Consider the following 19,186-nt stretch of genomic DNA (forward strand, 5'->3'; position numbering starts at 1 on the left):
AAATGGCGGATCGACCGATTGCGTGCTCGAAATGGGAACTCGAGCGCTCGAAATAGGCCACGGACAATCGGCCGGTACGCTGAGACGGCCCGATGCGAAGCATTGACGTGATACGGCGTTGAACAATTGTCGTAGCTTTCGGGCCGCCCACCGCCAGACGTGACGACTAATCGTTATGAAAAAATTTCCCTCGATTCCACGGGTTGCGAACGCACCAGATGACCTCCTCGAGGAGGGCCATCTGTGGCTTCTCGAGAAGGTTGACGGCGCGAATTTTCGGTTCCAGCTCCGACAGTCGGGGCTCGTTCGGTTCGGCGACCGAAGCCGGGTCTACGACGACCCGGACGAGGTTCCCGTCCCGTATCGACACGCCGTCGACCACGTTCGGGAGAACATAGATCGCGAGGCGCTTCGAAACGCCGTCGATGACGTCGAGGATATCGTGTTCTTCGGCGAGGCGATGCACCACCACGCGATCGAGTACGATTGGGGACGGACGCCGTCGTTTCTCGGCTTCGATGTCTGGTCGGCCGATGCGGGGAAATTCTACCCGCTCGATACCGTCGAACGTATTTTCGATCGGATCGGCCTTCGACCGGTGAACGTCTTCGAACGGGAACGACGAGCGCGGGACTTCGACCCCGACTCGTATGCGATCCCGGAATCGAAGTGGTACGACGGCCTCGCGGAGGGAGTGATCGTCCGAGACAAGCGGGGCCGGCGGGCAAAACTCCTCCATCCCGCGTTTCGAGAGGTCGACGAAATGGTTCCGGTCGACGCACCCGCCGAGGCGTTGGCGGGACGGTACGTAACGGAACGCCGACTCGAGAAGGTCGCGGCCAAACTCGAGGACCGGAATCGACCGGTGAACTTCGAGACGCTGTACGATCGGGTCGTGACGGATATCGTCCGCGAAGCCCACAAAGAGCTCTATCACGGGAGTGCTCCTGTGGATATGGAGTCGTTCAGATCGGAAGTCGGTGCGCTGACGCGGCGGTATCTCAAAGCCCGGAACGACGATAGTTGGAAGTAAAAGCACCGCATCTGCCATTTCCTGTGAAAGTTCGGCGAGCATCGACCCGTGAAATGATAAAGGTTAATAAATATGGCGGCATGAGTTGTTATATGGCAGTCGTAAGCGTCTCCATGCCGGACGAACTCCTGGATCGACTCGATCAGTTTGCCGACGACCACGGCTATACCGGGCGGAGCGAAGTCGTCAGAGAGGCCTCTCGAAACCTTCTCGGCGAGTTTGAGGACACGCGACTCGAGGGCCGGGAACTGATGGGGATCGTCACCGTTCTCTTCGACTACGAAACGACCAGCGTCGAAGAGCGGATGATGCACCTGCGTCACGAACACGAGGATCTCGTCGCGTCGAACTTCCACAGCCACGTCGGCGACCACCACTGTATGGAACTGTTCGTTCTCGAGGGAGCCCTCGAGGATATCTCGACGTTCGTCGGAAAGATCCGCGCGACCCAGGACGCGCTCACCGTTGACTATTCGGTCATTCCGGTCGACAGCTTCGATCCGATTAGTCAAGAACACTGAGACGAGGCGCGTTTTCTCCGATCAGCCTGTCTCCACTGGAAGTAACCAATAGTTGCGAGATTCGCTTGGAGCGCGTACTTTTACTATTTCCCACTCGTAGGACTACTCGAAATGTCTTACACGAAGGTCAACTACGAGGAGGTCGACCAGGTCTCGAGTGCGATGCACTTTCTGAGCGACCCGCTCGAGACCGAGCGGGTCGGCGTGACGGTTGCACGGTGTGACCCGCAGTGGAAGAGCCAGCCCCACGACCATGTCGATAACGACCACGAGGAGGTGTACGTGCTCATCGAAGGCGAGGCGGAAGTGATCGTCGACGACGAACCAGTGGAGATGGCGACGGGCGATGCGCTGTGGATCCCGCCCGAGTCGACGCGCCAGATTCGCAACGGCGACACCGAAAGTGCGTTCGTTCTCGTGAGCGCACCCTCGATCGCAGACGACGACGATACCGACGGCGAGTGGCTACTGAGCGGCTTTGCGGGATAGACTGGCGTCTGTTTTTGATATGACTCGAGAAGCGGTGTCGCCATCGGGGCCGGAGTTCAAACGCCGGCGGCTTCTGCCCCGGAGTATATCCCGCTCGGTACTGACAAACGGCGTATGAACCCGCTCGAGGACAGCATCGTTCCGGATCGCGCGCTCGACGTCAAAACCGAAGCAAGCGAGTTCGCTCGAGAACACATCGAGCCAAACGCGGCCGAATACTACGAATCGGGTGACTATCCGTGGGATATCCTCGAGGCCGCACAGGAGGCGGGCCTCGCAGGGCAAGACATCCCCGAAACCTGGGGCGGGCGAGGGCTCGAACTTCCACAGCTCCTCGCGATCACGGAGGAGTTCTACCGGGCGGACGCCGGCATCGCGTTGACGATACAGTTGGCGAGTTTCGGCTGTGAAATCACGTACGAATACGGGAGCGACGAACAGTGTGAGGAATACGTCCGACCCGTTGCCGAAGGCGATCAGCTATCCGGGCTTGCCGTCTCGGAGCCGGAAACGGGGAGCGATCTCGCGGGCATGCAAACCAGCGCGGAACAAGACGGGGACGAGTACGTCCTGAACGGGGAGAAGTACTGGATCGGAAACGGCGTCGAGGCCGATTGGGTGACCGTCTACGCCCGAACCGGTGATGACGAGAACAACCGGTACGGGAATCACTCGATGTTTATCGTGCCGACCGATACGGACGGCTACGAGGCCGAACACATTCCCGAAAAGATGGCCATGCCCGCCTCGAAGCAGGCCCACATTACGTTCGACGACTGTACAATTCCCGAATCGAACCTGATCGGCCACGAGGGTGCCGGGTTCATGATGCTCGCGGACTTTTTCAACCACGGCCGGATCGTCGTTTCGGGGCACGGGCTCGGACTCGCCGCGGCGGCTATCGAAGAGGCATGGGAGTTTACCCACGAACGGGAGGAGTTCGGCCGGACGATAAACGAGTTTCAGGCGGTCCAACACGGACTGGCGGATATGCTCGTCGAGTTCGAAAGCGCTCGAGCGCTGGTCTGGCGAGCGTGTCGAAAGGTCGAAAGCGACGAAAACGCGGGTTACTGGGCCGCGCTATCGAAGACGAAAGCGACGGAAACGGCGGTCGACGTCGCAGAACAGGGAATGCAGTTTCACGGCGGTCGATCGATCCTCGACGAACGCCGGATCGCGCGCGTCTATCGTGACGTTCGGGTGCCGGTCATCTACGAAGGCGCGAACGAGGTCCAGCGAAATCTGATCTACGGACAGGCTCCCTGAACTCGAGTCGAATCGAGATCCGCTCGGAAACGTCCCGTCACCGGGAGGTCGTCTAACGAAGAACACTGGTCGAGCCGGGTTATCTGTTGCCGATAGCGATTAGTTAACTGTCGGATCGATCGATTTGGATGACCCGCCGAACGCCCCGTTAGTAATCTGACTCGAGACGGACTCGATCTGTTCGACGAGTTGTGCTTTCGAGATGGGTTTGACGAGATATTCGTCGAAACCGGCGTTGGAAATCTCACTAGCCGGGTTTATCGCGGACACGATAATTACGGCACCGTCGTATCCGCTCGCTCTGAGCAACGATAGCACTTCGTCACCGGAGAGACCAGGCATTCGGCGATCGAGCAGGACGACGTCCGTCGATTCGGTTACCTGCTCGAGCGCCTGTTCACCGTTGTAGGCTGTTGTTACGTTCCAGTTCGGCTCCAGCCACGCAGCGAACAGATCGGCAAGCCGTGGTTCGTCGTCTACGACGAGTACATTGATCTTCGATTCCTCCGTTTCCCCCTGTCCCATCATCGAACACACCTACGGATAACCAATGGTGCTTCCCTGTCATAAAGCTCGTGACCAGGTGTCATCCCGATTACTGGTTTATAGTCCTATAAAAAATAACTAACGGCAGATTTACTTCCAAAGTACGGGACTGTGACGACGGACAACACAGATCAATTAACAGAATTGTTTTGTTCTACGAAAGAAAGATACTGCGATAGTATCAGCTGTGGCGAGTCTTGATAGTACCCGAAACCGAATACCTTCGACCGGGATAGGATCGGCGGAATCACCGCAGCGCTATCGAAAAGCCGTCTTACTGCCCTTCGAAGTCCGGATCGCCGTCGCCCATGAAGGCCGTGATTCCCTCCATGAGGTCGTCCGTTCCCATAAGCTGACCGAACGCGGCCGCTTCGTACTCGAGTCCGGCGTTCGTGTCGTTTCGACCAGCGAGCATCGCTCGCTTTGTGTACTTAGAAGCGATCGGCGGACCGCCGGCGAGGCTCGCCGCGAGTTCGAACGCACGCTCTTCGAGTTCGTCGTTCTCGTGAACGTCGTTGACGAACCCGTACGACTCCATGGTCTCGGCATCGAATCGGTCCGCGGTAAGGATGATCTCCTTCGCGCGGCCCTCACCGACGATGTTCGGCAAGCGCTGGGTTCCGCCCCAACCGGGAATCAGTCCGAGGTCGAGTTCGGGTTGGCCGAACTCGGCTCGCTCGCTGGCGACGCGCAGATCTGCACACATTGCAAGCTCCATCCCGCCGCCGAGACAGTAGCCGTCGATGCCGGCGACGACCGGCAGATCGCTCGATTCGAGGGTTCCGAACGTCGACTGGCCTTTCTTCGAGAGCTCGGTCCCGTGGAGCGGATCCGCGCCGCCCGCGGCCATGCTCTGGACGTCCGCACCTGCGGAGAAGGCTTTCTCGCCCTCGCCGGTGATGAGAATCGCTCGGACCTCGTCGTCATCCTCGAACAGTTCGACGGCTTCGACGAGTTCGTCGAGGATCTGTTCGCTGACGGTGTTCATCCGGTGTGGGCGATCGAGGACGATGTGGCCGACCATCTCGCCGGGATATTCGACGCGGACCGCCTCGAAGTCGGCGGCGTCGCCGTCGCCATCGTCGGCCGGGTCGTAGAACGTTCCGATCTCCGTACGCTCTTGGAGGTACGAAGCGGGCTCGTAGCGGTCGTGACCCGTGATTTCGTGGGCGTCTTCGAGCGTCTCGAGGGCCTCGTCGAGCCCAAACTCGTCGACGACCGTGACGGGACCGTCGGGGAACCCGGCACCGAGCATGACTGCTTCGTCGATCGATTCGGGCGGGGCGACATCGTTGCCGATCAGTTTCGCGATTTCGTTTGCCATCGACGCGATCAGCCGCCGCTTGACCAGTTCCGAGTGCTGGTCGGTCGGAATGTCGACGCCGTCCCCGTCCTCGTAGTCGTAGAACCCCTTCCCGGTCTTCCTACCGAGCTCTTCGTTCTCGACTTTCTCCTCGAGCAACGGAGCCGGCTCGTAGGCGTCGCCGAGCACTTCGTGCATGTATTCGAGGACGTGGTAGCTCACGTCGTTTCCGACCTGGTCGCCGAGTTCGAAGCTTCCCATCGGCAGTCCCATGTCGAATTTCGTGGTGGAGTCGACCTCCGCGATGGTCGCCTCGTCGTTGCTGACGAGCCACGACGCTTCGTTCATCAGCGGGACGAGAATGCGGTTGACGATGAAACCGGGCTCGTCTTTGTGCACGCGCACGGGCGACTTCCCGAAGTCCTCCGCGAGTCCTTCGACGACCTTGAGGACGGCGTCGTCGGTGTGTTCCCCGGAGATAACCTCCACGAGGGGCATCCGGACCGGAGGATTGAAAAAGTGCATTCCGCAGAACCGTTCGGGTCGTTCGGTTACCTCCGAGAGGTCGGTAATCGAGAGGCTCGAGGTGTTCGTCGCGAAGATGGCATCGTCGGGAGCGACCTCCTCTACGTCGCCGTAGACATCCTTCTTGATCTCCATCTTCTCGGGAACCGCCTCGATGACGATATCGGCGTCGCCGACCGCCTCGCTCATGTCGACCAGCGGCGTCACGCGCTCGAGCGCTCCGTCGGCTTCCTCCTGCGAGAGCTGGTCGTTTTCGGCGAGCTTGTTCAGCGACCACTCGATTTGTTCGTAGCCGTCCTGGACGAACTCCTCATTGATGTCGCGCATGTTCACGTCGTAGCCGGCCATCGCGGCGACCTCCGCGATACCGTGACCCATGTTACCCGCACCAAGAACTGCGACGGTGTTGATATCTTCCAGATCCATGGTTCATTGTGCAATCCGTACCGGTTTCAACGTTTCCCTCTCAAAGAAAAGAAACTTCATTTGAGTTTACAGACGGTTACAAAGTTCTTTATCGTTCAGGCAGGAAAGGTCCAATATGGAATTTGGATTATCCGACGAACAACAACAAATCCGCGAAGAGGTAACGCGGTTTGCAGAGAACGAAATCGTCCCAGTCGCCGAGGAGTACGACGTAGAAGAGAAGTACCCCCACGACGTCATCGACAAGGCCGCCGAGATGGGCCTAACCGGCTCGTACATCCCGATGGAGTACGGCGGGGCGGGCTACTCGATCCTCGATACGGCGATCATCACCGAGGAACTGTTCTCCTACGATCCCGGTATCGCGCTGTCGATCGTTTCGACTTCCTTCGGCTGTGAGGCGATCATGAACTTCGGGACCGAGGATCAGAAAGAGCGCTTCCTCGAGCCCGTTGCGTACGGTGACAAGATCTCGGGCGCGGCGATCTCCGAGCCCGATACCGGCTCCGACGTCTCTTCGGTTTCGACGCAGGCCGAGAAAGACGGCGACGAGTGGGTAATCAACGGGAACAAGATGTGGATCACCAACGGGACCGTCGGCGACTTCTTCGTCGTTCTCTGTAAGACGAACCCCGATGCGGAAGGGCGATACAACGGCTTCAGCCAGATCATCGTCGAATCCGACCGCGATGGGTTCGAAGCTGACAAGATCACCGGCAAGCTCGGGATCCGCGCATCGGACACCGCCGAACTCATCTTCGACGACGTCCGCGTCCCCGAGGAGAACCTCGTCGGGACCAAAGACGCCGCGTTCATGCAACAAATGCAATTCTTCGACGAAACCCGAACCGCGGTCGCCGCCCAGGGCGTCGGTATCGCGAAAGGTGCGACGCGAGCGGCCCTCGAGTACGCCCAGGACCGCGAGCAGTTCGGCCAGTCGATTTCGGAGTTCCAGGCGATCCAGCACAAACTCGCCGAGATGGCGACGAACACCGAAGCGGCTCGGAACCTGACCTACAAGTCCGCCTGGAACGTCGATCAGGGCGAGGACATCACAAAACTCGCGTCGATGGCCAAGGAGTACGCCTCTCGCGTCGCCGTCGATGTCGCCGACGAGGCCGTCCAGATCCACGGCGGAGCCGGCTACGTCAACGACTTCCCGGTCGAGCGGTTCTACCGAGACGCGAAGATCACCCAGATCTACGAGGGAACGTCGGAAATCCAGAAGAACGTTATCGCTCGCGAACTGCTCGGCAAAGGGTTCTAACTCGGGCGTTTTCGCTTTTTTCGTCGCTTTCGTTTTCGTTTCAGATGCCCTTCCCTTCCGGCACCACGTCTCCACTGGCACACCGCATCTACCGGTGCCACGCTATCCACTGCTTTATACTCCCGACCGGCATCACGACGTCGACAGCGCCCGAGGGACCACTACCGGTTTCGGTCACTCACGTTCACGGACAGTATCAAAAAAGCGAGGCGATTACTCCGCCGGCTCCGCGACCCGCTGTCCGCTTCCCAACTCGAGGCCGCCCTCGAGCGTTCGGACGGGGTAGGGGATGTCGATTCCTTCTGCGTCAAAGCGTTGTTTGACGCTGGTGACGTACTCGCCACGAATTCGGACGAAGTCCGCTCGACCGGGATCCCCGATCCAGAACCGAGACTGCAGGCCGACGTCGGAGTCGCCAAGTTCGGTGAGACGGACCGACGGGCCCGGCTCGTCCAGAATGTCGGGGTGGTCCTGTGCTTCTTCGACGATGATCTGGGTCGCTTGCTCGATATCATCGCCGTACCCGATCCCGAAGACGAACTTCAATCGTAGTTTGTTCCCGTCGACGGGGTTTTTGAGAACGCCGTTCGTGAGTTCGAAGTTCGGCACCGTTAGCAGTTCGTTGTCGAACGTCCGAACGCGGGTGACACGCAGACTAATGTCCTCGACGGTGCCGGCGTGGTCGCCCCACTCGATCCAGTCGCCGATCTTGAACGGTTTGTCGGTGTAGATGAAGATGCCGGCAACGAAGTTCGAGATGACGTTCTGCGTTGCGAGCCCGAGCGCGAGCGCACCCGCCGCGGCGATACCGGCCATGGAGACGAGGAAGTTCCCGTAGTCCGCGAAGCCGAACGCGACTGCGATGGCGACGAACACGACGCCGAACTGCGTAATCAACAATAGCGGTTTCTGTGCGTGGGCGTCGAGGCTTCGACGATCCATCGCACGAGTGACCAGCGGCAAGACGACGAACCGGCCGATGAAGTAGATTGCCAGAAACGCCGCGACAAATCGGATCAGGCCCGCAGCGCTCTCTGCAACTTCAGTTGATACGCCTTCGATGTTTTCGAGTCTCGCTCCGATCGGGCCGAGCGCTGGAGCCAACACGGCCGAGACTCCTCCCGCCGTCATCGATACATCACTGCCGTGTGACCTCGCGTGTCGAAGACCGTCGCGTTCACACGGTCTGCGAGATCCCCTGCCTTCTGTTCGGTCGAGCTCCCGGCTCGAGCGGCGCGAAGGAATTTGACCTTGACGAGGTCCCGATCCGCGAGTTGGTCGTTGAGTTCGTCGACGACGGCGTCGATTCCACTTTTGCCGACCCACACTGTGACGTCGAGATCGTGCGCTTTGCGTTTCCGTTCCTGTTGATCCATAGCACCGCCTAGCGGGCCGATCGGTTTCAATCTTCGTGAACGGAGCCGACCATCGGATCTCACTCTCGCGAGACCGAAATCACTCCTCAGCGTTGGTTTCGTTCGCTTTGTCACCGGTCTCGTAGGGATATCGTGCGTGAGCTCCACAATCACAGGTAATCACGACATGTCCGTCTTGGAGCCGGACGCGTGCGTTCGTTCCCGGGCGAAGATACCGATCACAACGATCACACGTGAACCGGCGAAACGTCCTGGGGAGCTGTAATCGATTGCGCTCGGCGACTCGACGGGCGAGTCTCACATATTCGCGAGAGCGGTCGTCGTCGGATGCCGAAGCCGCCGCTCGAGCGAGTTCGTGCAACCGTTCGATGCGCTCGGCGGCGACATCCATCACTGGTCACTTTCGTCGGTTGGCCTATTGATGTTGCGCTCTCGCCCCGTCCTGTTTCGACCGGTGCGCTCACAGGACAGAGTCCGAACAAAGACGATACTGCGGAGAGACGACAGGCAAATGTACTATCGGTAACTTCGATGCGTTTTAAGCCAGTGACTTCGTTCTGGCGAAACGTGTACCCGATCGTAACAGCAAACCTCCCCTCCATCCTCTCGAGTGCGACTGCGTCGGTTAGCCGTGGATATCGGTCTGCCAGCCGAATTCCGCGGATTCGTTCGACAATGTGCTTCGGCGATTCCCGTTCTCACCCCTGTAGCCCCTCCCTACCGGCCGAGCGGTCGAATACATCAATTGCATTCGACCGGGTAGGCCGGTTCAACCGGATTGACGATACAGTTATAGCCAAACAAAGTACGCAATATTGTTATATATCGAACTCGAACAGGAGTAATAGAACACAATGACCGGAAGTTCGGATGTCCCCCCCGAACGGGTCAGTCGTCGATCGGTGCTAGCTGCTGGCACGGCCGGGCTCATAGCAGGTACGGCAGGCTGCGTAAATCAGGTCCAGAGCATGGTTAGCAGTGACACCGGTACCGATGACGACACCTCCCTTCGGATCATCACCGTCCCCGCTGATAATGATCGCCAAGCCGTCCAGATTGCACGAGAGCTCGAGGGAAACCTTGAGGCGCTCGACTTCGACGTTTCACTCAACCTCCGCACTAACACCGAATTTCAGCGATCGGTCATGCTCGAACACGATTTCGACATGTACGTCGGTTCCCTCCCGACAGAGCCGGATCCCGATTTCCTGTACGAACTACTTCACTCATCGTACAAGAGCGAAACCGGGAAACAGAATCCGTTCCGATTCGAGGACATTACGACCATCGACGGAATGTTGAGAGAACAACGCGAGACGGAGGACGGCAGGGACGAGATAGTCTCCGACCTGCTCATCCAGATCGCACGGGAGATGCCGTTCATTCCGATCTGTCTGCCAGAGGGACACCGAGCCGTACAACCCGAGATGGCGGATCTCTGGGAACGATTCCATCCGTACACGCGGTTAGGCTATTTCGGTAACGATGAAACACCAGCGGAACTGACATCGCTGATCATGGATTCGCGTCCGACACGGAACGTCAATCCGTTTTCGACGGAACATCGAAATCACGGAACCTACATCGATCTCCTGTATGATTCACTGGCGATCGATGACACACTCGTCTACGGCGACGACGAACACATTACCGAGAGCTTTGAAGAGAGCGATCTCATCCCGTGGCTCGCAGAATCGATAGAATGGGGCGAATCCGAACTGACAATCCGAATCCGCGAGGACTGTACGTTCCACGACGGTGAACCCCTCACCGCCGAAGACGTCGCGTTCACCTACGACTTTCTCTCAGACACCACGGGAGGACTAGGCGATTCACCGCTTCCGGCGACGAACTACCGTCGCCACGCTTCTACCGTCGAGTCTGTCACTGTCGTTGAGGACACCGACGATGAGAACGAATTGGAAGACGAGGAGAACCTCGAAGTGACACTATCGTTCAGTACGAACCGAGCGGTGGCGGAGCAGGCACTTCTCATCCCGATCCTTCCGAAACACGTTTGGGGAACCGAAGAAGGTGCGCTTGCGGAGTTAGACGAAGACGAGATTCCCGTACAACAGGGACGGTGGAGTCTGCTCGGTTCAGACGAAGAGGATCTCATCGTCGGCAGTGGTCCGTTCCAATTCGAGGAAAAGGCCGAACAGGATAGTCTAACCCTCTCGCGGTTCGACGACCACTTCACTCGAGCTGACGACATCGGTTTGCCCGAAGTAACCGTCGAAGCGCTCGAGTTCCTCAACGATACGAGCAGTGCGTCAGCGCTCCAGCAGGTCGAAGGCGGCGTCGCCGACGTCACGACCTCGCGGATCGAACCGCACGTCGTCGAAGATGTCTACGACGGCGAAAGCGATGAAACAGAGATACTCGTCGAGACGGATCCATGGTCGTTCTATCACGTCGGGTTCAACACCGATAGCGGACTCTGCCAGAGTCCGAGCTTCCGGAACGCCGTCGGACGGGTGATCGACAGGCAGTACGTTGCAGAAGAGATTTTCTCCGGGTATGCGGAACCGATCTGGACGCCGGTCGCAAACGAGGAGTGGCTCCCGGAGGAGGACGAGCTCAGAGACGAGGCGATTTCGTGGATGAACGAGCGTAACATCGAACTCACGGACAAAGAGTGGGACGAACACCAGCCGTTCGCGCCGTTCTGTGAATTAGACGACAATCGCCTCGGCCAGGTCGATATCGAGGAGGCACAGCGGGCGTTCGAGAACGCCGGATTCCAGTACAACGAAGACGGTCAAATCGTAGGCTACTGATGTTACAGGAAGTTCTGACTGAGGTCGCTATCGTCGTCGGGATTATGCTCGCGATTTCGATTCCGCTGTTCATCGGAGGGGATCGTATTCGTGAGACAGGGTCCGAGTGGCGAGTACGGATTCGAACCTCTGTTCCGATTATCGCGATTCTACTGGTTGTTCTATTGATAAATCAACAGTACCGGCACGAAATAGGGGATCTGTCCACCGAATACGGATGGTGGATGACTTGGACGTTCTACGAGATTGAGGACGAGCTCATCATCTGGTTCCAGTCCTACGATTATACGATATTAATTCGGTTTTTTTCGTTTATTTACATCTACGCGTACGTCTTCTTGCTAATCTTCCCCGTTCTCGCGTATTTCGCGCTCTCGGATACTCGCCCGTTTCGACAGCTTCTTACGGCCTATACGCTCAATTACGGGATCGGCCTGATCGTATACGTTCTCGTGATGGCGTTCGGTCCGAGAAACATCATGCCGGAGATGTTCGAAACCACCCTTTATGACTTTCAGCCACGATACCAACACCTGACTCGAGAGGTAAACGAGTTCAGAAACGTCTTTCCGTCGTTACACACCTCTCTGGCGATAACCGTCGGGATATTCGCAGTGCGGACAAGAGACGAGTATCCGAAGTGGACTCCGGTTGGTATCTTTCTCGGAATCAGCGTCGCCATCTCGACGATGTACCTGGGGATTCACTGGGCAATCGACGTCGTCGCAGGTATGATTCTGGCAGTCGTTTCAGTCGCCATCTCAGTTCTCGTAGTCAACCGCTGGGGGGTGTGGAAACGCAGCTCCGAGCGTCTGCCAACGCTCGCGGAGATTCGAGGCTGGATAGCCTCGACCTGGCGTTCGATTCGCGAGTGAGCCGGGCGGTCTGACCAGTGGCTCGTCGCGCCAGTTTCTCGCGAGTCCGTGGCGCAATACTGTTATACCGTGAGCGGCCAAGATTTCTGAAGGAACTAATGAACGACACTCCGGTCGGGCACGGGCAAGTAAGTCGTCGCTCGCTCCTCGCGACGGGTGCGGCCGGCGCGTCTCTCTCGACAGCTGGCTGTGTTCGACAGCTCCGCAGTATCGTCAATAGGGACAGGCTAGAGCAACTCTCGTTGACGATAACGACGCTTCCCGCGGACGGTGACCGAGAAGGGATCCAACTGGCTCGACATCTCCGTGCAAACCTGGAAGCGGCCGGTGTCGACGTCTCCCTCGAGATGCGCTCGCAGGAAGAATTCTTGCGGGCGATTCTGATCAATCACGACTTCGACTGTTATGTCGGACGCCATCCCGGCTCGATGGATCCGGACTTTCTGTACGAAGCCCTCCACTCGTTGTACGCCGAGGAATCCGGCTGGCAGAACCCGTTCGGGTTCACGAATCTCGCGTTCGACGAATTACTCGAGGCCCAGCGCCGGGCAGACGACGGCCGGCAGGACGCCGTAACCAGTGTTCTCGAGACGCTGGCGGTCGAGGTTCCGTTCGTCCCGGTCTGTGTCCCCGAAGAGTACCGACTCGTCAGGACGGACCGGTTCGACGGCTGGGACGAGTACCACCCGGCGACCCGGCTCGGTCCGCTCGGCCTCGAGCCAACGACGGAGACGGACCAGTTACGGACGGTCGTCATCGACGCGCGACCGTCCCAGAATCTCAATCCGCTCGCCGCGGAGTATCGAAGCGGAGATACGTTCGTGGATCTGTTGTACGATTCTCTGGCGACCGAAAACTGGATCCAGAACGGAACCGATCAGGACGACACCAACGAGAACGAAGACGACGATGACGCCACAACGACGACCGAACTGCTCCCGTGGCTGGCAGAATCCTGGGAGTGGAACGACGATACGCTCGAGGTGACGATCCGCGAGGACTGTACCTTCCACGACGGGGAGCCCCTCACCGCCGAGGACGTCGAGTTTACATATAACTTCCTCGCGGACACGTCGATGGGCGAAAGCGAGGTACAATCCCCCGCGCCGATCTATCGCGGTCTCGTCTCCGCTATCGACGAAATCAGTGTCGAACCGGAGTCGGATCACCAACTGTCCTTTACGGTGGAGACGGGAGAAGCCGTAGCCGAACGGGCGCTAACCGTTCCGATTTTACCGAAACACGTCTGGGAAGAGCGCTCGAGTAGCGCGGATATTCCGGGCTATCGGGTCGCCGAGGGAACGACCGATGCGCTCGTTACGGACAACATCCCTGCCGTCGGGAGCGGTCCGTTCGAGTTCGGCGACCGAGCCGAGCGCGAGCACCTCACACTCGAGCGGTTCGACGACCATTTTACCCGACGCGATTCAGTCGATCTTCCCGAAGCGAGCGTCGAGGAGTTGTACGCCGGAATCGACCCCCGAAGCACCTCGGCGATTTCGCTCGTCGAAAGCAACGACGCCGATATGACGCTCTCGACGCTCGAGACCTACGCAATCGAGGACGTGACCGAAGGGGATGGTGTCGAGCTGCGTGCCGACCGGTCATGGTCGTTCTACCATCTCGGATTCAACACCCGAACCACGCCGTTTAGCAACCCCCGCTTTCGCCAGCTCTGTGCGCGACTGATCGACAGGGAGCGAGTCGTCGAAGAGATTTTTGAGGGGTACGCGCGGCCGGTCGAAGCACCGGTGACCGACGAGTGGATGTCCGAGAGTCTCGAGTGGGACGGAAGCGCACTCGAGACCCCGTTTCTCGGCTCCGACGGCGAAGTCGATGTGGGTGCGGCCAGGCAGGCGTTCGCCGAAAACGGGTTTAGTCACAACGGAGACGGAGAACTGCTGGTGAGACGCTGATGTTAATGCAAGTCCTCGTGCAACTGGTCGTAGTCGTGACACTGTTGAGTCTCCTCTCTATTGCGGTCTTCGTCGGACGAAATCGCCTCGGCGAAACCCGAGTCGAGTGGCGCTCTCGAGTCCGAGCAATGACACCGGTTACGGTCGTCCTTGCCATCGTTTTGGGATTCAACAGCGTTGCCAGACAGGTCGTTCCGGAGCTCTCGTGGATGATCGACTGGAATCTAACAACGCCGATTTACAAACTCGAGGGCCAGTTCATCCTCTGGATGCAGGACCAGGCGACGCCGGAGATCACCGCTTACTTCTCGTTCATCTACATCTACGGCTACGTCTTTTTGCTGGTGTTTCCTGTTATCGCGTACTTCGCACTCTCGGATACCAGATCGCTCCGCGAACTCCTCTCGGCGTACACGTTGAACTACACGCTCGGACTCGTCCTCTACACCTTCATTATCGCGTACGGGCCGCGGAACGTGATGCCGGAACTCGTCGACGCGTTGCTCTACGATACGTACCCGCGGTACCAACACCTCACTCGAGAGGTCAACCGAAACACGAACGTCTTCCCGTCGCTCCACACGTCCCTCGCCGCGACGGTCATGTTCATGGCCTATCGAACGCGCGACGCCTATCCGAAGTGGTTCGTGCTCGCACTCTTCCTTGGCATCAGCGTGGCGATTTCGACGATGTACCTGGGAATACACTGGGTGATCGACGTTATCGCAGGGATCGGCCTTGCGTATATCAGCGTCGTGCTCTCGAAACACCTCGTCGGCAGGTGGTCGCTCTCGGATTCGATCGGCGGCCATCTCTCGAGAATACGGAAGCGATAAGATAGTGTTATTGAGATTTTGAGGCGTTCAGATGAGACTGTGTGGAGAATAAACCTGCAAAAACGAAAGCCGAGCGAGTCGCGTCGTTACTCGTCTTCGAGCGCGTCGGCGATTCGCTTGAGCGCTCGAGTCTGATCACGCATTTCGTCGCGGAGCTGTCGGACCTCCTGGACGAGTTCCTCGTTACCGACTTCTTCGCCGCCGCGTCCGCCTGGGCCAGCACCTGGCGGGCCGCCGGGGCCGCCCGGGCCGCCGCCGCCCATCATACCGCCCATCATCTGTGCGAATGGGTTACCGCCGCCACCCATCCCGCCGGGGCCGCCCGGGCCGCCACCGCCGCCACCGAAGGGACTCTCCGGCGGCTCTCCTTCGCCCTCGCCCTCCTCGGCTCGTTTTTCACGAATTTCTTCGACGCGCTCGCGGAACGACTTCGATTCGTCGTCTGCCTCTGGGCCGTTGTCGTTAGCGTCGGGTTCGGGTTCGTCTGTCATGGGTCTGAATTCAGCCCGTGTTCGGAAAAGTATTGTGACCTATCGCCTGTCACCGAAGGAAAGTCGAGTCCCCTAGCCGAACGATCCAAGCGAGGATTGAAGCCTCCGTTCGGAGTCGCCGGTTTCGAGTTCGTATCCGACCAGATCTCGTAGGTCGACGACGTAGGTCGTTCCACCTCGCTCGAGGACGAGGAGTCGCCCCTTCAGGCCGACGACGGTTCCAGTCGCGATCGTCTCTCGAACCGGTCGGCTCTCGAGGTCGATCCCGTGGTCGAACGCGTAGCGGTCGATGACGTCGAACCGTTCGAGAAGGGTGTCCCAGGCGTCCGAATCGACCGACGCGGCGAGCGCCTCGACTTTCGTCGGCGTTCGGACCCGATCGACCAGCTCCTCGGCTATTTCGGCCTCGATCTCGCGGGCGATGCGACCGTTCGAAACCGTGTGGATATGGGCCGCGCGATCGGCACCTTGTTCGCGCAGTCGCGTCTCGAGTCGCCGGCGTTTCGTGACGCCGACCTTGAACGTGTCCGGCGCGAATGCGGCGATATAGACGGCGTGTTCTTCGTAGCAGTCCATCTCATCTTTGAGGCAGGTACCGGTACAGCGAGCACAGACCCACGTACTCGTGTGGAACTCGCAGTGGGGGGCTTTGGGCCGGTTGCACGGAACGTGTTCGTCGACGTCGACGATCCCGGCACAGTGGCGAGCCCCGAGGGTGTACGACAGGGTGGTGCCGGGATCGAGCGGCTGGTGGTTCACGGCGGTGCCGTCGCTGAGAACCAACGAAGAGCCGTTTCCCGTCCGTTCGTAGCCGACCACTTGCACGTGTTTACGTTCGAACCGATCTCGTATAGGCGTCACGCTCTCGCCGTCGAACGCGCGTGGTCGGCCGCCTCGTCACGGCCCGCGGCGACCGTCGCCGACAGCGAAGTAAATAACCCGTTCGACTCCTAACCGACGGCTATGCAAGCGCTGGTCATCGCGGCACACGGGTCACACCTCAACCCGAACGCGTCGAATCCGACGTACGCCCACGCGGATGCGATCCGCGAGACGGGCGCGTTCGACGTCGTTCGCGAAACGTTCTGGAAGGAAGAGCCGCACTTTCGGGAGGTCGTTCGGACGATCGACGCCGACGAAATCTTCGTCGTCCCGCTCTTTATCAGCGAGGGCTATTTCACGGAGCAGGTGATTCCTCGAGAGCTTCGCCTCGAGGGGTGGGACCCCGATCTGTGGGACTCGGACGGGATCGACGCCTCGCAGGCGACGCTCGAGGCCACTGACGTCGACATGACCGTCCACTACTGTGGTCCGGTCGGAACGCACGACGCGATGACGGACGTGATTGTCGGTCGAGCCGAACGCGTCACGGGCGATCCATCGGTCGGGGAGGGATTCGGACTGGCGGTGGTCGGTCACGGGACCGAGCGAAACGAGAACTCGGCCAAAGCCGTCGAGCATCACACCGAACGGATCCGCGAGATGGATCGGTTCGACGAGGTCGAGGCGCTGTTTATGGACGAGGAGCCGGAGGTCGACGACGTAACCGACTATTTCGACAGCGAAGACGTTGTCGTCGTTCCGCTGTTCATCGCCGACGGCTTTCACACGCAGGAGGACATTCCCGAGGATATGGGGCTCACCGACGACTATCGAACCGGCTGGGACGTGCCCGGCGAAGTCGACGGCCACCGGATCTGGTACACCGGTGCGGTCGGTACCGAGGACCTGATGGCCGACGTCGTCCTCGAGCGAGCGGCAGACGCCGGAGCCGATATCGAACAGGCGATCGATCACGACCGGAACGAAACAGGACCGACCAACGCCGACGTCGCGGGTGACTGAGTCGTGGAACTTCGAGACCACGAGTTCGAACGGCTCCGTGCGGCGAGCGAAGACGGCTTCGAGTTCGACGGACTCAAACTCGGTCGAACGCCCGACGGCTACGTCATCGAGACGCCAGTCGAATCGGGTACCGAGCTAACGAAGGCCGAATTCCGAACCGCACTCGAGGCGGTCGACGAGTACGTCACGAACTGGCGGTACTGGCAGGAAGCCGTCGACGGCGACGGGACGGCCGGACGGGCGTTTCTCCGGTGGTGTGAACGAGCGCCGACCGAAGCGGACGGGAGTGACGCGTCCCTTCCGGTTCCGGGCCGATACGAGGCGCTTCGAGATGGAATCGATCGAACGTGGGGCCAACTCCGAGTTACGGCTCGGTTCCTCGACGTCGACGAACCTGACGGCGAGCGCGTCTACGACCTCTGGCACGTCGACGACGCCGACACGCCGCTGTCGGAACTCGAAGTGTACGACCAACCCCGCGAGGCTCGAGACATTTCGACTTACGACGAGAACGGCCAGTACCGCCCGCTGAAGACGGCGCCGACGCTCCGCTCGGGCTGGGCCTTTACGGGTCTCTCGGGGACGGAACTCGTCGATGCGGTCGACTTCTTCTATCCGGCAACGGTCGCCAACTGGCACCGGGAACGCGAAGGTGCACTCGACGTTGATCACTGGACCGAAACCGCCGAGCGCCAGACTGGTATCTACGACGTTATCGACGAACTCCCGCGCGAGGCCGTCGAGTGGATGGCCGAAGCCTGCTGTGTGGACTCGCAGTGTCTTCGACGGCGCGAGTGGCAGTACGAGGAGCGCGACCAGCTCGACGTCGACGGCGGAGACGGGAAATTCCCCTGTCGCGAGCCGTGCTCGCTGGTGATCGCCGCCGCTCGCAAGTGGGCGATCCTCGAGTCGGAATCGGAGAAAACCTACGAGCTCGAGCTGACGACCAGCGAACTCAATCAGCTCGAGGAACTGATCGACGCGGTCGCAGAGGGGCGAGTCGACGACGTTCGCGAGGCGGACGTTAACGAGGGAGCCAACCGCTACCGGGCGCGTTACCTTCGAGCGAAACGGTTCGAGGACGGCTCGTTGGACGCCGTCGAATCGAGCGAACCCGGTCAGTAGAGTAAGAGCCCTGCGGCGACCACGACCCCGACGGCGACCGTGAGAACGCCGACGAGTGCGATGGGGCCACCGATCGAGCCGGCAGTGAGAGCCGCGACGGCGAGCGCGACGATTGCGAGTGCGACAACCCCGAGTGTCGCCGGCTCGAACCCGCTAACGCTCGAGAACTCCTCGAGGGCGGACGGCTCGGGATCAGGTCGTTGTGGCTCGCCGAGAGAGTCGTCGACATCGACTTCCGGCGGACCGGGAACGACTTCGATGTCGATCGCGACGGTTTCTGCGCCGTAGCCGATCGAAACCTCGAGCGTTCCCGCTATCGGGTCGTCTATCTCTGGAACCGAAACTGGGACCGCTTTCTCCTCGCCCGGTTCCACGTAGTAGTTCGGTTGTTCGAGGGAAGCGATACGAGAGAGTTCGCCCTCGAGCCGACAGTGAGCGTGTGCGGGGACGTTGTGACCGCGAAGGAGGATCCCAAACGAGCCCTCCGTATCGATCATCGTCGAAGACGCCTCGAGAGACTCTCCCGCCTCGCGGTTGATCTCGAGGGTGAGTACAGACCCGGACAC

The 19,186-nt window shown here is 59.6% G+C and carries 19 protein-coding genes; 11 read left to right on the forward strand and 8 right to left on the reverse strand.

The genetic code is table 11. From position 1 onward, the window contains the following. The first annotated feature begins 175 nt into the window (after positions 1–175). From ACYQ14_RS03295 to ACYQ14_RS03310, 4 genes are all read left to right on the forward strand, one after another. Positions 176–1,033 carry an RNA ligase family protein gene (locus ACYQ14_RS03295; protein ID WP_459884797.1) on the forward strand — a complete coding sequence of 286 codons (858 nt, stop codon included), beginning with the start codon at positions 176–178 and terminating at the stop codon, positions 1,031–1,033. Positions 1,034–1,125: 92 nt separating this feature from the next. Continuing rightward, entirely contained in the window at positions 1,126–1,554 is a 429-nt protein-coding gene (gene nikR, locus ACYQ14_RS03300) for a nickel-responsive transcriptional regulator NikR (protein ID WP_283834017.1), read from the forward strand. A 111-nt stretch (positions 1,555–1,665) separates the two neighbouring features. Beyond that, positions 1,666–2,043, forward strand: coding sequence for a cupin domain-containing protein (locus tag ACYQ14_RS03305; protein WP_283834018.1), 378 nt, complete (start codon positions 1,666–1,668; stop codon positions 2,041–2,043). Between the two features lie 114 nt (positions 2,044–2,157). Continuing rightward, on the forward strand, positions 2,158–3,309 hold the full coding sequence (locus tag ACYQ14_RS03310) for an acyl-CoA dehydrogenase family protein (RefSeq protein ID WP_459884799.1): 1,152 nt from the start codon (positions 2,158–2,160) through the stop codon (positions 3,307–3,309). 99 nt (positions 3,310–3,408) lie between these two features. Here ACYQ14_RS03310 and ACYQ14_RS03315 read toward each other — a convergent pair whose 3' ends face one another. Both ACYQ14_RS03315 and ACYQ14_RS03320 read right to left on the reverse strand, forming a co-directional pair. After that, a complete protein-coding gene (locus tag ACYQ14_RS03315; RefSeq protein WP_459884801.1) occupies positions 3,409–3,834 on the reverse strand; it encodes a response regulator transcription factor in 426 nt (141 codons plus the stop codon). A 295-nt stretch (positions 3,835–4,129) separates the two neighbouring features. Further along, positions 4,130–6,109 (reverse strand): 3-hydroxyacyl-CoA dehydrogenase/enoyl-CoA hydratase family protein, encoded by a 1,980-nt coding sequence (locus ACYQ14_RS03320; RefSeq protein ID WP_459884803.1) that lies wholly within the window; start codon positions 6,107–6,109, stop codon positions 4,130–4,132. Between the two features lie 115 nt (positions 6,110–6,224). On the opposite strand from ACYQ14_RS03320, the gene ACYQ14_RS03325 reads away from it, so the two are divergent. Then, entirely contained in the window at positions 6,225–7,376 is a 1,152-nt protein-coding gene (locus ACYQ14_RS03325; RefSeq protein ID WP_283834022.1) for an acyl-CoA dehydrogenase family protein, read from the forward strand. A gap of 213 nt (positions 7,377–7,589) precedes the next feature. Here the strand turns inward: ACYQ14_RS03325 and ACYQ14_RS03330 are convergent, their stop codons facing one another. From ACYQ14_RS03330 to ACYQ14_RS03340, 3 genes are all read right to left on the reverse strand, one after another. Further along, positions 7,590–8,507 (reverse strand): mechanosensitive ion channel family protein, encoded by a 918-nt coding sequence (locus ACYQ14_RS03330; protein WP_459884806.1) that lies wholly within the window; start codon positions 8,505–8,507, stop codon positions 7,590–7,592. Further along, positions 8,504–8,752, reverse strand: coding sequence for a YhbY family RNA-binding protein (locus tag ACYQ14_RS03335; RefSeq protein WP_459884807.1), 249 nt, complete (start codon positions 8,750–8,752; stop codon positions 8,504–8,506). Before ACYQ14_RS03335 ends, ACYQ14_RS03330 begins: the two co-directional genes overlap by 4 nt. 79 nt (positions 8,753–8,831) lie before the next feature. Then, complete coding sequence (locus ACYQ14_RS03340) at positions 8,832–9,143, reverse strand: ribonuclease P protein component 4 (protein WP_283834025.1); 312 nt, start codon at positions 9,141–9,143, stop codon at positions 8,832–8,834. A 577-nt stretch (positions 9,144–9,720) separates the two neighbouring features. On the opposite strand from ACYQ14_RS03340, the gene ACYQ14_RS03345 reads away from it, so the two are divergent. The 4 genes from ACYQ14_RS03345 to ACYQ14_RS03360 all read left to right on the forward strand — a co-directional run bounded on the left by ACYQ14_RS03345 (position 9,721) and on the right by ACYQ14_RS03360 (position 15,159). Then, a complete protein-coding gene (locus tag ACYQ14_RS03345) occupies positions 9,721–11,532 on the forward strand; it encodes an ABC transporter substrate-binding protein (RefSeq protein ID WP_459884809.1) in 1,812 nt (603 codons plus the stop codon). A 224-nt stretch (positions 11,533–11,756) separates the two neighbouring features. Further along, on the forward strand, positions 11,757–12,407 hold the full coding sequence (locus ACYQ14_RS03350; protein ID WP_459884811.1) for a phosphatase PAP2 family protein: 651 nt from the start codon (positions 11,757–11,759) through the stop codon (positions 12,405–12,407). Between the two features lie 98 nt (positions 12,408–12,505). Continuing rightward, entirely contained in the window at positions 12,506–14,323 is a 1,818-nt protein-coding gene (locus ACYQ14_RS03355) for an ABC transporter substrate-binding protein (RefSeq protein WP_459884813.1), read from the forward strand. Beyond that, positions 14,323–15,159, forward strand: coding sequence for a phosphatase PAP2 family protein (locus ACYQ14_RS03360; RefSeq protein ID WP_459884815.1), 837 nt, complete (start codon positions 14,323–14,325; stop codon positions 15,157–15,159). Before ACYQ14_RS03355 ends, ACYQ14_RS03360 begins: the two co-directional genes overlap by 1 nt. Before the next feature lie 86 nt (positions 15,160–15,245). Here the strand turns inward: ACYQ14_RS03360 and ACYQ14_RS03365 are convergent, their stop codons facing one another. Then, positions 15,246–15,650 carry a hypothetical protein gene (locus ACYQ14_RS03365; protein ID WP_459884817.1) on the reverse strand — a complete coding sequence of 135 codons (405 nt, stop codon included), beginning with the start codon at positions 15,648–15,650 and terminating at the stop codon, positions 15,246–15,248. Between the two features lie 72 nt (positions 15,651–15,722). Beyond that, entirely contained in the window at positions 15,723–16,475 is a 753-nt protein-coding gene (locus ACYQ14_RS03370; RefSeq protein ID WP_459884819.1) for a DUF2797 domain-containing protein, read from the reverse strand. A 138-nt stretch (positions 16,476–16,613) separates the two neighbouring features. Here ACYQ14_RS03370 and ACYQ14_RS03375 point away from each other — a divergent pair, with 138 nt between their 5' ends. Both ACYQ14_RS03375 and ACYQ14_RS03380 read left to right on the forward strand, forming a co-directional pair. Beyond that, positions 16,614–17,495, forward strand: a complete 882-nt coding sequence (locus tag ACYQ14_RS03375; RefSeq protein WP_459884821.1) for a CbiX/SirB N-terminal domain-containing protein — start codon at positions 16,614–16,616, stop codon at positions 17,493–17,495. A 3-nt stretch (positions 17,496–17,498) separates the two neighbouring features. Continuing rightward, on the forward strand, positions 17,499–18,620 hold the full coding sequence (locus ACYQ14_RS03380; protein ID WP_459884823.1) for a DR2241 family protein: 1,122 nt from the start codon (positions 17,499–17,501) through the stop codon (positions 18,618–18,620). Here ACYQ14_RS03380 and ACYQ14_RS03385 read toward each other — a convergent pair. Further along, complete coding sequence (locus tag ACYQ14_RS03385; protein WP_459884825.1) at positions 18,614–19,186, reverse strand: DUF7524 family protein; 573 nt, start codon at positions 19,184–19,186, stop codon at positions 18,614–18,616. The genes ACYQ14_RS03380 and ACYQ14_RS03385 overlap by 7 nt on opposite strands.

The sequence above is a fragment of the Halostagnicola bangensis genome (assembly GCF_054653435.1).